Raw genomic sequence first — 12,048 nt, 5'->3', positions numbered from 1 at the left:
GAGATCAGGCCGGCGCTTTGCGCCAGCCTTTCACCAGGCGGCCATCGATGAATACGAGGCCGAGGAAAATCACGATGATGCCGAGGATGTGCACCAGCTCGAAGCGCTCGTGCAGGACCAAGACGCCCAGCAGGATCGCCGAGATCGGGGTGATGAAGGTGTTGAGCGACAGGTTGGTGGCGCCGACGCGGGGCAGCAGCCAGTAGACCAGGAGGAAGCTGAAGCTGGTGGAGAACACCGAGATGCCGAACAGCGCCGCCCAGGTCTCGGGCAGGGTGATCACTGGGATGCCGCTGAAGAACAGCGCGATGGGGATCGACACCAGTGCCGCGCCGGTCAGCGAGCTCGAGGCGACCGCATAAGGTTCGACCTTGGCGAAACGCCGGGCATAGTTGAGCGTCAGGGCATAGCAGAGCGTGGCAACGAACGCCGCGAGCAGGCCAATCACCTGCGCCGAGGCGCCGACGCCGAGCGAGGGCAGGGACAGGATGACCGCGCCGGCAAAGCCGATGGCAACGCCCACCACCTTGTTCCAGGTCGCCTTCTCGCCGCCCGGCCAGAGCTGCGAAACGATCACCGTGGTCATCGGGGTCATGCCGTTGATGACGCCGACGATGGAGCTGGCGACGGTCTGCTCGGCGAACGGGAACAGCGCGAACGGGATGGCGTAGTTGAGAATGCCGAGAATGAGAAACTGCACATAGAGCTTGGGATCGGTGGGCAGCTTCTTGCGGGTGGTGAAGAAGACCACCCAGCAAATTGCGGCGCCGATGGTGACGCGCCCCGCTGCGACCCATAGCGGGCTGATCTCCCGGATCAGCACGGCGTTGAACAGGAACGAACAGCCCCAGACGGCGCCGAGCAGGATGATGAGCAGCCAGTATTGCAGTTTCATGGGGGGTGATCCGTTCCGTTGGTCAGACGTCGACCTTGAAGCCGAGTTCTATGTCACTAGCAGCCTTGCCGCCCAGCCCCCAATTTTCGCGCGGCACGTCATGGACGATGACCTTGAGGTCGGACGGGGCGATGTCGAAGGCGGCCAACTCGGCGACGAGACTGGCATAGAGCCGGCGCTTGGCATCCAGCGACCGCCCGGAAAACATGGCGATCTCGATGATCGTGTAGTGAGGGCCGCGTCCGGGCGGCGGGGCGAAGGCTTCGCCGGAGTATTCGAGGATGCGGATGTCGCGATCCTGCTGCGGGATGCGGATGCCCTCGACCAGCGCCCGCTGGACGGCGGCGATGAACTCGGCGTGGCGGCCGCCGAGCCAGCCGGCTCGGGTTTCGACGCGTGTGGACGGCATGGGCAATTCTCCAAGCCGCCATAGATGAACCCGCAAGGGGAGTCGCGTCGAACCGATTTTGACGATGGGACCCATCGATTCTGGTGATGGGCGGATGCCTCTGGCTCGCATCGCGAGGATATGTTAGTACTTACATATCTCTGCTTCGAGGAACGAAGATGACCTATCTTGGCGACATGGGGCTGCTCTCCCTTGGCAGCCAGCTCAAGGCGATCAGCGACCAGCTCTATGCGATGGCGGACGAGATCTATGCGCGCCACGGCATTGAGCTGCAGGGCCGCTGGTTCCCGATCCTGCGGCTGCTGCACGATCGCGGCCCGCTGACTGTGGGCGAGATCGCTACGGCTGTCGGGCAGACGCATTCGGCGATCAGCCAGCTGACGACGCGGCTGGTACGCGATGGCTGGGTCAGTACGTCGAGCGATGCCGACGACAGGCGCACGCGGCGGCTGGCGCTGACCGCAAAGGCCGAGGCGACCCTGCAGGCAGCAAAGCCCTTGTGGCGGGCTATTCGCGAGGGCCTGGCAGAGCGCGTTCGCGGCGCCGGGCTCGATGCGGGGGCGCTGCTCTCCGGGCTCGAGCAGGTGGCGGCGCCGGGGCTGGCGGATATCATCGCGGCCAAGGTGCGCGCGCATCAGCAGGACGCCGTCCGGATCGTCCCGCTGCGACCGGAGTTGCGGGAGCACTTCTACCGGCTCAACGCCATCTGGCTCGAACGCTACTTCGTGCTGGAACCCTACGATATCGAGGTGATGTCGAACCCCGAGGCGATCGTCGAGCACGGTGGCGCCGTGCTGTTCGCGCTGCTCGGTGGCGCGGTCGTGGGGACCTGTGCGCTGAAGCAGCACGCGCCGGGGGAATACGAGCTCACCAAGATGGGCGTCGACCCATCGGCGCAGGGCGTCGGCATCGGCCGGCGGCTGATCGAGGCGGCGATCGCCGAGTTCGAGCGGCTGGGCGGGCGGGAGTTGTTCCTCGAGACCAATACCCGGCTCGAATCAGCGATCCATCTTTACGAACGCACCGGGTTTGAGCACCAGCCGGCGGTCCGCGCGGGCTCGCCCTATGACCGGGCCAATGTCTACATGATCTGGCGCGGCCACTCGGCGACGAAGGCGGCCTAAGGGGCCGACGGAGCGAGGCGGGCGATGATGCGGTCGACCGCATCGGGGGGAGGCTCGTGCGACGTGTCGACGACCAGGGTCCCCGACGGGAATGGCTCGAATGTGATGGCCTCTACCTCGGCCCAGGTCGGCAGCGCGTGGCCCGCGATCTCGGCGGCGCGGGTTTCGACGCGGCGGCGGTGTTCGACCGGGTCGGAGCAATGGACGCCAACCAGTAGAGTGCGGACCGCGAGCCCTCCGCCGAGCTCGTGCCACGCGTCTCGGCTGATGGCGGCGGCGTTGACCGCGTCTGCAACCACGGCGGTACCGGCGCGCAGCGTATCTTCGGCTATTGCGAAAGCGACCGCGTAGCCCTCGACGCCGACGGGTGAGGCCGCCCCGGCCCGGATCAGCGCCTGTTCGATGCTGTCGATGCGCAGATAGGCCGCGCGAAGGCGGGCCGCGACCAGTTTGGCGATCGTCGACTTGCCGCTGCCGGGGAGGCCGCTGAGCGCGATTAGCATGGCTCAGCCCGGCCGGTAGAGGGCTTCGCCGCGCGCCAGCATGGCGAGCGCTTCGGGATAGGCACGGTGCTCTTCGACGAGGATGCGGGCACCCAGCGTCTCCTCGGTGTCGCCGGGCAGGATCGGCACGCGGCGCTGCAGGATGGCCGGGCCCTCGTCCATGCCGGGGGTAACGAAATGCACGGTGCAGCCGCTCTCGCTGTCGCCGGCATCGAGCGCCTGCTGCTGGGGGTGGAGGCCCTTGTGCAGCGGCAGGAGCGAGGGATGGACGTTGATCATCCGGCCTTCCCACTTGGCGGTGAACTCGGGCGTAAAGATACGCATGAAGCCCGCGAGCGCGATGATGTCGGGGCGCCAGAGCTTCAGCACGTCGCTCAGCGCCAGCTCGAACCCGGTGCGGCTGGGATAGTCCTTGTGCCAGCGCCAGGCGGTGGCGATGCCGTGGCTGGCGGCGGACTGCAGGCCTGCTGCATCGGGCTTGTTGGCGAACACGCCGACGATCTGCGCCGGGTAGTCCGGCGCCTTGGCGGCCTCGATCAGCGCGGACATGTTGGAACCGCGGCCGGAGATGAGGATGGCGACGCGCTTCTTGGGTTCAGTCACGAGGCATGGCCTTTGCTGGGGGATCGTAGAGGGCGAGTTCGTCCGGCGTCGGCACTTCGAACGCCGCCGCGGCATCTTCTAGCATGGCGCGGCCGATCGGCGGCGATTCCCTGCCGCGCTGGGTGACGCGGTCGAGCAACACGTCGATTGGGGCATCCATATGGATGAGTTCCACAGCGGCACCGAGGGCACGCGCACCCTCGCGCAGGGCATCGCGTTCGGAACGGGCCCAAGTGCCCCACTCGATAACGGCGGTGCCGCCAAGGGCCAGCAGACTCTGCGCCGCCTGCCACTGCAGCGTCTCGATGCCGGCACGCTTCTGCTCATCCCACAGGTTGATGCCGAGGGCATCCATCCAGTCGTCGGGCGAATAGCGGACGCCGTGATGGCGGTCGACCAGCTCGGCCGCGAGCGTAGTCTTGCCCGATCCGGGCAGGCCGCAGATGATGATGAGGCGACCGCGCGGACCGGCCATTGCTAGAGGGCCAGTGCGCCTTCGAATGTCACGGGTTCGCCAGTGCGGGGGCGGAGTTCACCGACGATTGCGGCGGTTTCGCCAGCTGCAGCAAGATGTTCGACGAGTTTGCTCGCGTCATCCTTCGAGACGGCGCAGAGCATGCCGACGCCGCAATTGAAAGTGCGGAGCATCTCGCGCTCGTTCATGCCACCGACCCGGGCCAGCCAGCCGAACACCTTGGGTACGGTGATCCGGTTCAGCTCGATATGGGCCGACAGGCTGTCGGGCAGGACGCGCGGGATGTTGTCGATGAAGCCGCCGCCGGTGATGTGGGCGAGGGCCTTGATGCCGATGCCGGCCTTCAGCGCCGAGAGCAGCGGCTTGACGTAGATGCGGGTCGGGACCAGCAGCGCGTCGCTGAGCGACTTACCGGGCTCGAACGGGGCCGGCAGGTACCAGTCGATGCCTGAGACTTCGACGATCTTCCTAACCAGCGAATAGCCGTTGGAATGGACGCCCGAGGACGCGATGGCGACGAGCACGTCGCCGGCCTCGACATCTTCACGCGGCAGCAGCGTGCCGCGCTCGGCGGCACCGACGGCGAAGCCGGCGAGGTCGTAGTCCTTGCCATGGTACATGCCCGGCATTTCGGCGGTTTCGCCGCCGATCAGCGCGCATCCGGCAATGCGGCAGCCCTCGGCGATGCCTTCGACGATCGCGGCGCCGGTGGCGACGTCGAGCTTACCGGTGGCGAAATAGTCGAGGAAGAACAAGGGCTCGGCGCCCTGCACGATGATGTCGTTGACGCACATCGCGACGAGGTCGATGCCGATGGTGCCGTTATTGCCGGTCTCGATGGCAATCTTCAGCTTGGTGCCCACGCCGTCATTGGCGGCGACGAGGATCGGGTCGACGAAACCGGCGGCCTTAAGATCGAACAGGCCGCCGAAGCCGCCGATTTCCGCGTCGGCGCCGGAGCGGCGGGTGGACCGGACGGCGGGCTTGATGGCCTCGACAAGCGCGTTGCCCGCGTCTATGTCGACGCCGGCCTGCTTGTACGAGAGCCCGTTTGATGGCACGTTTTGCGCGTCGGACATGGGCTGTTCGCCAGATTTTCAGGGGTTGCGGAATTGCCGAGCGCTGATAACCGCTCCACCTCGGTGAAGCAAGAGACGCCCGGGACGTTGAGCCTAAGATATCAGGTCGTGATCTGGGCGGGGCTGTTTCTTGCGGCCATCCTGCTGCTCTGGGTTTTCCGGTCGATCCTCCTGCCGTTCGTCGTGGGACTGACGCTCGCCTACCTGCTCAATCCGGTGGTTAACTGGTTGCAGAAGCTGGGGATTGGCCGTTCGTGGGGCTCCATGCTGGTGCTGCTGCTGGTGCTGATCCTGCTGCTCGGGCTGCTGCTGGCCCTGGTGCCGCTGGTCGCGGTGCAGGTCGGTGGTCTCATCGCCGGCTTGCCTGGATATGTTGCCGATTTGCAGGACCTGCTGCGGCAATACATGCCGCAGTTCACCGAATGGCTCGGTCCAGAGCGCACGGCGCAACTCGAAAACAGCCTCACCGACCTCATCGGCCGTGGCGTCGAGTTCGCTGGAATCATCACCGCGACGCTGGCGCAGAGCGGGCTGACGGTGATCAACACCATCGCCGTGCTGTTCATCACCCCGGTTGTCGCGTTCTACCTGCTGGTCGACTGGGAGGGCATGGTCAAGAAGGTCGATGACCTGCTGCCGCGCCGTTATCGCGGTGAAATCCGTGGCGTGATCGCCGATATCGACAAGGCGATGGCCGGCGTGATCCGCGGGCAGGGCTCGGTCATCCTAGTGCTCTGCGTGTACTACGCCACGTCGCTGACGCTCGCGGGGTTGAACTACGGGCTGGCCATCGGGCTGATCGGCGGCATCCTGAGCTTCGTGCCCTATGTGGGGTTCTTCGTCGGCTTCGCCCTGTCGATGACGGTGGCCCTGGTGCAGTTCTGGCCCGATCGCTGGGTGTTCGTGCTGATCGTGCTGCTAATCTACATCGTCGGGCAGTTCCTCGAGGGCAACATCCTCTATCCCAAGCTGGTCGGGCAGAGCATCAACATCAACCCGGTCTGGCTGATGTTCGCGCTGTTCGCCTTTGCCCTGCTGTTCGGCTTTGTCGGCCTGCTGCTGGCGGTGCCGCTTGCGGCCATCTCGGGGGTGCTGACGCGGTTCGCGCTGACCAAGTATCAGCAATCGAGCCTCTATCTCGGACCCGACGACCTTCCCGCAGAAGCGCAGGCGGTGGTGGCGAAACCGGCACGGAAGCCGCGCGTTGCGGCGGAGAAATGATCATCGCTGATTCCGCTCAACCGGGGCGCGGCCAGCTGGCGCTGGATCTGGGGCACGAGGCATCGCATGCAGAGGCCGACTTCATCGTCGGCGAGGGCAACCGGCTGGCGCATGCGCATATCCTGGCATTTCCACATTGGCCCGGACCACTGACGTTGATCGAGGGCGCGGCGAGCGCGGGGAAATCGCATTTGGCGCGGATCTGGGCAGAGCGGGCAGGGGCCGAGCACGCCACTCCGCCGACCGCCGAGGCGTTGTCGCGCGATGGTGGGACGCAGCCACTGGTGGTCGAGGATGCCGATCGGGCGGGCTATGACGAGGCGGCGCTGTTCCACCTTCTCAACCAATCGATGCGCGATCGGCGGCCGGTGCTGCTGACGGCGCGGGAGTCGGTTGCAAACTGGCCGTTCGCGACCGATGATTTGAAATCGCGGGCCAGACTCGCGGCGCATTTCACTGTGTCACTGAGCGACGATATCCAATTGTCACAGATGTTCGTGAAGCTGTTCGATGACCGCCAGGTGACCGTTGAGCCCAAGATCATCGCTTACCTGGTGGCTCGCATGGAACGATCGTCGGAAGAAGCGGTTGCGCTTGCGGGGATGATGGATCGCATGGCGCTGGAGCGCGGTACCGCCATCAATCGTGCCATTGCCAGCGAAGCGCTCAGGCACCGCAGCGCGCTGCGCGACGATACTCAACTGGCCCTAGACCTCGGAGCCGACGACGATGAATGAAATGAGCGAAATCGCCGAAGAGCAGGTTGGCGAGGCTCCGGACGTCAGCGAGCTGCGCCAGAGCCCGGCGCGCTTCGTCAACCGCGAGGTCAGCTGGCTGCAGTTCAACATGCGGGTGCTGGAGGAGGCGGGCAACATCAACCATCCGCTGCTCGAGCGGCTGCGGTTCGTGTCGATCTCGGCCAACAACCTCGACGAGTTCTTCATGGTGCGCGTCGCCGGGCTGAAGGGCCAGCTGCGCGCCGGGCTGACCAAGCAGAGCGCGGACGGGCTGAGCCCCGCCGAGCAGCTCGAAGAGATCGCGACGCTGGCCCAGCACCTGCATCTCGAGCAGCAGGACCATTGGCAGCAGCTGCGCGAAGAGCTGTTCGCCAAGGACGTGGTGATCCATGAGGCCGACGATCTGACGCCGGAGCAGGTGAAGTACCTGCAAAAGCTGTTCCGCGAAGAGATCTTTCCGGTGCTGACCCCGATCGCGGTCGATCCGGCGCACCCGTTCCCGTTCATCCCCAATCTGGGCTTCACGCTGGCTTTCGAGATGGTGCGCGAGGGAACGGCCCAGACGCTGACCGCGCTGGTGCGCGTGCCGTCCAATCTCGACCGCTTCGTGACGCTGCCGAACGAGCTGGCGGCGCCGAACCGGGTCGAGGTGGTGACCATCGACACCCTGATCAACCGGTTCATCGACAAGATGTTTCCGGGCTACACCGTGTCGGGTTCGGGCGCCTTCCGCATCATCCGCGACAGCGAAATCGAAATCGACGACGAAGCGGCCGACCTGGTGGTGGAGTTCGAATCCGCGCTGCGGCAGCGCCGCCGCGGCATGGTGATCCGCCTCGAGATCGAAAAGAAGATGCCGCGGGCGCTGCGCCGCCACATCTCCGAGCGGCTTGGCGTCGGGCCGACCGACACCTTCGAGGTCGAAGGCTTTCTGGGGCTCGCCGACGCATCGAAGATCTGCGACATCGACCGGGCGGACCTGCGGTTCCCGCCCTACCAGCCGCGTTTCCCGGAGCGCGTCCGCGATTTCAATGGCGACATCTTCGCCGCCATCCGGGCCAAGGACCTGTTGGTCCACCATCCGTTCGAGAGCTTCGATGTGGTGGCGCAGTTCCTGATGCAGGCGGCGCGCGACCCTGACGTGGTGGCGATCAAGCAGACGCTCTATCGCACGTCGCGCGACAGCCCGATCGTCAAGGCGCTGGTGCAGGCCGCCGAAGCGGGCAAGACCGTGACGGCGCTCGTGGAACTGAAGGCGCGCTTCGATGAGGAGGCCAACATCCGCTGGGCGCGGGACCTCGAGCGCGCCGGCGCTCAGGTGGTGTTCGGCTTCATCGAGCTGAAGACACACGCCAAGATGAGCCAGGTGGTGCGGCGCGAGGGTGGGAAACTGGTGAGCTATTGCCACCTCGGGACCGGCAATTACCATCCGATCACCGCCAAGATCTACACCGACCTCAGCTACTTCACGACCGAGCCGTCGATCACCCGCGACGTGGCACGGGTGTTCAACTTCATCACGGGTTATGCACGGCCCGCGGAGATGGAGGCGATCGCGTTTTCGCCAGTGACGCTGCGGCAGACGCTGCTCGATCACATCGCCCGCGAGATCGAGTTCGCCGAACGGAACGAGCCGGCCAATATCTGGCTGAAGATGAATGCCCTGGTCGACCCGGAGATCATTGACGCCCTCTACGACGCCAGCCGCAAGGGCGTGAAGATCGAGCTGATCGTGCGCGGCATCTGCTGCCTGAGGCCAGGTATCCCAGGCTTCTCGGATAATATCCGGGTGAAGTCGCTGGTCGGGCGCTTCCTCGAGCACAGCCGCATCTTCTGCTTCGGGCAAGGGGCGCTGCTGCCTTCGCGCAAGGCCAAGGTCTACATGAGCTCGGCTGACATCATGCTGCGCAACCTCGATTGGCGCGTCGAGGTGATGGTGCCGATTCTCAACACCACGGTGCACGAGCAGATTCTCGATCGCACCATGGTTGCGTATTTGAAGGACAACCAGCAGAGCTGGGAGGTGCTTCCCGACGGCAGTTCCGATAGGATAAAGCCCAGGGAGGGCGAGGAGCCCTACAATGCGCACGACTACTTCATGACGCACGCGAGCCTCTCCGGACGCGGCACGGCTCTGAAGCGCGACAACGAAGAGAGAAGCCAGTGAACCAATACTGGGGCGTCGACGCCGACCCCACCGCGCAGGGCCGCCTCAAGGGCGCACGTCCTGTTGCCGTGCTCGATATCGGGTCGAACTCGGTTCGTCTCGTGGTCTACGAACGGCATGCCCGCTCGCTGACCCCGCTCTACAACGAGAAGACTGCCTGTGCGCTCGGCCGTGGCTTGGCCCAGACCGGCAAGATTGCCTACGAGAACATCGACCGGGCACTGACGGCGATCCAGCGCTTTGCGCTGGTGTCGCGGCTGATGCGGGTGGGCACTACGCACATTCTTGCGACGTCCGCTGTGCGCGAGGCCTCCAATTCCAAGGCCTTCGTCGACGCCGTCGAGGAGATCATGGGCGCCAAGGTGACGGTACTGTCCGGCGCCGAGGAGGCGCATTTCGCGGCGCTGGGCGCGATCTCGGGCATGCCCGGATTCGTCGGCGTGGTGGGCGATCTCGGCGGCGGCAGCCTCGAGCTGTCCTCGATCGCAGATGGGACCGATTCGACCGGCGAGACCTACGAGCTCGGCGTCATCCGGATGCAGGACGATTCGGAGAACTCGCCGGCAAAGGCGCAGGCCGTGGCCAAGCGCCGGCTGAAGAAATCAGCGCTGTTGACGGCGAGGGGCGGCAGTTTCTGCGCCATCGGCGGCACCTGGCGGTCGCTCGCCAAGGTGCATCAGGTGCTGCGCGACTATCCGCTGCACATGGTGCAGCACTACGAGGTCGCCGCCGCAGACATGCTCGAGCTGTGCGAGCAGATCGTCGCGGCGACGGCGGCGGGCAAGCCCTACACGGGCTCCGAGCATGTCAGCTCCAGCCGGCGCGAGCTGGTGCCATACGGCGCCGCGGTGATGATCGAGGTGCTGAAGGCTGGCAAGTTCGACACCGTGGTGTTCTCGGCGCTGGGCGTCCGCGAGGGCTATCTCTACGGCCTGCTCGGCGACGCCGAGCGATCGGTGGACCCGCTCATGCAGACCGCCGAGCAGATGAGCGTGCTGCGTTCGCGCTCGCCGGCGCATGCCGAGGATCTGATCGAGTTCACCGCGGAGTTTCTGACCACGGTGGGGATCACCGAGACCGAGGAAGAGCTGCGGCTACGCAAGGTTGCCTGCTACCTTGCCGATATCGGCTGGCGCGGGCATCCGGACTATCGCGGTGAGCAGGCGGTCGACATGGTCGCCTACGGCTCGGCTACCGGCGTCGACCACCCGGGCCGGGCGTTCCTCGCCGAGGTGCTGGCGGTGCGCTACATGGGCCTGAAGCAGAAATCGATGAGCCAGAGCCTGCTGGCGCTTTCCGGAGCGGGGATGAGCGCCCGGGCGCGGCTGCTGGGCGCGGCGTTCCGCGTCGCCTACCCGATGTCGGCGGCGATGCCGGGCGTGCTGCCGCGTGTCAGCTTCTCGGTCGACAAGGGCATCCTGAAACTGCACCTGCCGACGGACCTGGCGTTCCTCGACGGCGAGCACCTGCGCGGCCGGCTGGATCAGCTGGCGGGCGTGGTGGGCATCAAGTTGACGGATGTGGTGGCGGGGTAGGGCCTGAGCCCTACTCCTCGTCGTCCAGGATCTCGATCTCGATCACGCCCTGCTTGCTCGCGGCGAGCCCGAGTTTTCCGTGCTTGATGGCCAGCGCCTTGTCGCCGAACAGCTTGCGGCGCCAGCCTTTGAGCGCCGCCACATCTGCGTCGTCGTCGAGCACCAGGGCGTCGATGTCGTCCGAGGTGGCGATGATGCGGGAGGCGACACCGTTGTCTTCGGCGACGGACTTCAGCAGCACGCGCAGCAGGTCGCCGACGGCGCCCTTGGGCGAGGGGCCGCGGTAGCGGTCCGGCAGCTTGGGAAGGTCGGTCTTGTTGAGGGCCTCGACGTCCTTGAGGATCGAGACGATCTCGCCGGCGGCGGACGAGCGGCCGTAGCCGCGCTGGACGGCGCGCAGCTTGTCGAAGCTCTCGGGGTTGAGCGGGCGCTGCATGGCCAGTTCGATCAGCGCGTCATCCTTGAGGATACGGCTGCGCGGCTGGTCGGTATCCTGGGCGCGCTGCTCGCGCCAGGCGGCAAGCGCCTTGAGGGCGGCGACGTCGCGCGGCTTGGTGAGGCGCGCCTTGAGCCGCTCCCAGGCGTGCTCGGGCTGCACCACGTAGGTGTGGATGGACTCGAGCACCGCGAGCTCGTCCTCAACCCAGTCCCAGCGGCCGGTGTCGTCGACCTGCTTGACCAGCGCGGCGTAGACATCGCGGAGGTGGGTCACGTCGGCGAGGGCGTAGGTCTTCTGCTTCTCGGTGAGCGGTCGTGCCGACCAGTCGGTGAAACGGGAAGACTTGTCGAGTTCGACCTTGGTGATCGAGCGGACCAGGTTGTCATAGCTGACGCTGTCGCCGAAGCCGCAGACCGAAGCGGCGACCTGGGTGTCGAAGATATTCACCGGCACCTTGCCGGTAAGCTTGACGAAGATTTCGATATCCTGGCGCGCCGCGTGGAAGACCTTACGGACCTTGTCGTTGGCGAGGAGCTTGAAGAACGGCGACAAATCGAGGCCGGGGGCGAGCGGATCGATCAGGACCGCTTCGTCGAGAGTTGCCGCCTGCAAGAGGCAAAGCTTCGGCCAGTAGGTTGTTTCGCGCAGGAACTCGGTATCGACCGTCACGAAATCATAACCGGCGGCGCGCTTTGAAAAGGCAGCGAGCACGTCGGTCGAAGTAATGAGCTCCATCAAGACTCTTTCAAGGGCAGCAAGACTAGAGCCCTTGCATAACAGGCGAATCCAGCACCTGCCAGCGTCGAATCACAGCTTGGTTGCCAGCGGTAGCCCTCAACTTGACAATTGCGCCCTCGCGTG

Annotated in this window: 12 protein-coding genes; 5 read left to right on the top strand and 7 right to left on the bottom strand. The window is 65.6% G+C overall.

Annotation, left to right across the window (positions count from 1 at the left end; all coding sequences use genetic code 11):
* Positions 1-4: 4 nt before the first annotated feature.
* Both AC1DV8_RS16210 and AC1DV8_RS16205 read right to left on the bottom strand, forming a co-directional pair.
* Complete coding sequence (locus AC1DV8_RS16210) at positions 5-895, bottom strand: DMT family transporter (RefSeq protein WP_477158161.1); 891 nt, start codon at positions 893-895, stop codon at positions 5-7.
* 22 nt (positions 896-917) lie between these two features.
* Positions 918-1,304: a tautomerase family protein gene (locus tag AC1DV8_RS16205; protein WP_477158160.1), complete on the bottom strand. Its 387-nt coding sequence runs from the start codon at positions 1,302-1,304 to the stop codon at positions 918-920.
* Between the two features lie 158 nt (positions 1,305-1,462).
* Here AC1DV8_RS16205 and AC1DV8_RS16200 point away from each other — a divergent pair, with 158 nt between their 5' ends.
* Positions 1,463-2,428, top strand: a complete 966-nt coding sequence (locus tag AC1DV8_RS16200) for a bifunctional helix-turn-helix transcriptional regulator/GNAT family N-acetyltransferase (protein ID WP_477158159.1) — start codon at positions 1,463-1,465, stop codon at positions 2,426-2,428.
* On the opposite strand, the gene AC1DV8_RS16195 is transcribed toward AC1DV8_RS16200, so the two are convergent.
* The 4 genes from AC1DV8_RS16195 to purM are packed head-to-tail and all read right to left on the bottom strand — an operon-like array spanning position 2,425 to position 5,088.
* The gene (locus tag AC1DV8_RS16195; RefSeq protein WP_477158158.1) at positions 2,425-2,931 is read right to left on the bottom strand and encodes a P-loop nucleotide/nucleoside kinase family protein; all 507 of its coding nucleotides are present in this window, start codon (positions 2,929-2,931) and stop codon (positions 2,425-2,427) included. The genes AC1DV8_RS16200 and AC1DV8_RS16195 overlap by 4 nt on opposite strands.
* 3 nt (positions 2,932-2,934) lie before the next feature.
* Entirely contained in the window at positions 2,935-3,534 is a 600-nt protein-coding gene (purN, locus tag AC1DV8_RS16190) for a phosphoribosylglycinamide formyltransferase (protein ID WP_477149176.1), read from the bottom strand.
* Entirely contained in the window at positions 3,527-4,009 is a 483-nt protein-coding gene (locus AC1DV8_RS16185; RefSeq protein WP_477158157.1) for a P-loop nucleotide/nucleoside kinase family protein, read from the bottom strand. The genes purN and AC1DV8_RS16185 overlap by 8 nt, the downstream gene beginning before the upstream one ends.
* Before the next feature lie 2 nt (positions 4,010-4,011).
* A complete protein-coding gene (purM, locus tag AC1DV8_RS16180) occupies positions 4,012-5,088 on the bottom strand; it encodes a phosphoribosylformylglycinamidine cyclo-ligase (protein WP_477149178.1) in 1,077 nt (358 codons plus the stop codon).
* A gap of 33 nt (positions 5,089-5,121) precedes the next feature.
* Here purM and AC1DV8_RS16175 point away from each other — a divergent pair, with 33 nt between their 5' ends.
* From AC1DV8_RS16175 to AC1DV8_RS16160, 4 genes are read left to right on the top strand one after another with little or no spacing between them, the layout of a single operon-like run.
* Positions 5,122-6,309 (top strand): AI-2E family transporter, encoded by a 1,188-nt coding sequence (locus AC1DV8_RS16175; RefSeq protein WP_477149179.1) that lies wholly within the window; start codon positions 5,122-5,124, stop codon positions 6,307-6,309.
* Positions 6,306-7,046, top strand: coding sequence for a P-loop NTPase family protein (locus tag AC1DV8_RS16170; protein ID WP_477158156.1), 741 nt, complete (start codon positions 6,306-6,308; stop codon positions 7,044-7,046). Before AC1DV8_RS16175 ends, AC1DV8_RS16170 begins: the two co-directional genes overlap by 4 nt.
* 1 nt (position 7,047) lies before the next feature.
* Positions 7,048-9,213, top strand: a complete 2,166-nt coding sequence (locus tag AC1DV8_RS16165) for an RNA degradosome polyphosphate kinase (protein WP_477149181.1) — start codon at positions 7,048-7,050, stop codon at positions 9,211-9,213.
* Positions 9,210-10,748: a Ppx/GppA phosphatase family protein gene (locus AC1DV8_RS16160; RefSeq protein WP_477158155.1), complete on the top strand. Its 1,539-nt coding sequence runs from the start codon at positions 9,210-9,212 to the stop codon at positions 10,746-10,748. The genes AC1DV8_RS16165 and AC1DV8_RS16160 overlap by 4 nt, the downstream gene beginning before the upstream one ends.
* A gap of 10 nt (positions 10,749-10,758) precedes the next feature.
* On the opposite strand, the gene rnd is transcribed toward AC1DV8_RS16160, so the two are convergent.
* Positions 10,759-11,922: a ribonuclease D gene (rnd, locus tag AC1DV8_RS16155; RefSeq protein WP_477149183.1), complete on the bottom strand. Its 1,164-nt coding sequence runs from the start codon at positions 11,920-11,922 to the stop codon at positions 10,759-10,761.
* Positions 11,923-12,048 lie beyond the last annotated feature (126 nt).

It is taken from the genome of Devosia sp. P3_B2 (assembly GCF_056402875.1).
The sequence above is the reverse complement of the archived record's forward strand: the minus strand, read 5'-3'. Positions and strand labels throughout refer to the sequence as shown.

What these genes read in the sequence shown, in the direction of transcription:
- AC1DV8_RS16210 (WP_477158161.1), bottom strand. Translation starts at nt 895, where the DNA reads ATGAAACTGCAATACTGGCTGCTCATCATCCTGCTCGGCGCCGTCTGG.
- AC1DV8_RS16205 (WP_477158160.1), bottom strand. Translation starts at nt 1,304, where the DNA reads ATGCCGTCCACACGCGTCGAAACCCGAGCCGGCTGGCTCGGCGGCCGC.
- AC1DV8_RS16200 (WP_477158159.1), top strand. Translation starts at nt 1,463, where the DNA reads ATGACCTATCTTGGCGACATGGGGCTGCTCTCCCTTGGCAGCCAGCTC.
- AC1DV8_RS16195 (WP_477158158.1), bottom strand. Translation starts at nt 2,931, where the DNA reads ATGCTAATCGCGCTCAGCGGCCTCCCCGGCAGCGGCAAGTCGACGATC.
- AC1DV8_RS16185 (WP_477158157.1), bottom strand. Translation starts at nt 4,009, where the DNA reads ATGGCCGGTCCGCGCGGTCGCCTCATCATCATCTGCGGCCTGCCCGGA.
- purM (WP_477149178.1), bottom strand. Translation starts at nt 5,088, where the DNA reads ATGTCCGACGCGCAAAACGTGCCATCAAACGGGCTCTCGTACAAGCAG.
- AC1DV8_RS16170 (WP_477158156.1), top strand. Translation starts at nt 6,306, where the DNA reads ATGATCATCGCTGATTCCGCTCAACCGGGGCGCGGCCAGCTGGCGCTG.
- AC1DV8_RS16165 (WP_477149181.1), top strand. Translation starts at nt 7,048, where the DNA reads ATGAGCGAAATCGCCGAAGAGCAGGTTGGCGAGGCTCCGGACGTCAGC.
- rnd (WP_477149183.1), bottom strand. Translation starts at nt 11,922, where the DNA reads ATGGAGCTCATTACTTCGACCGACGTGCTCGCTGCCTTTTCAAAGCGC.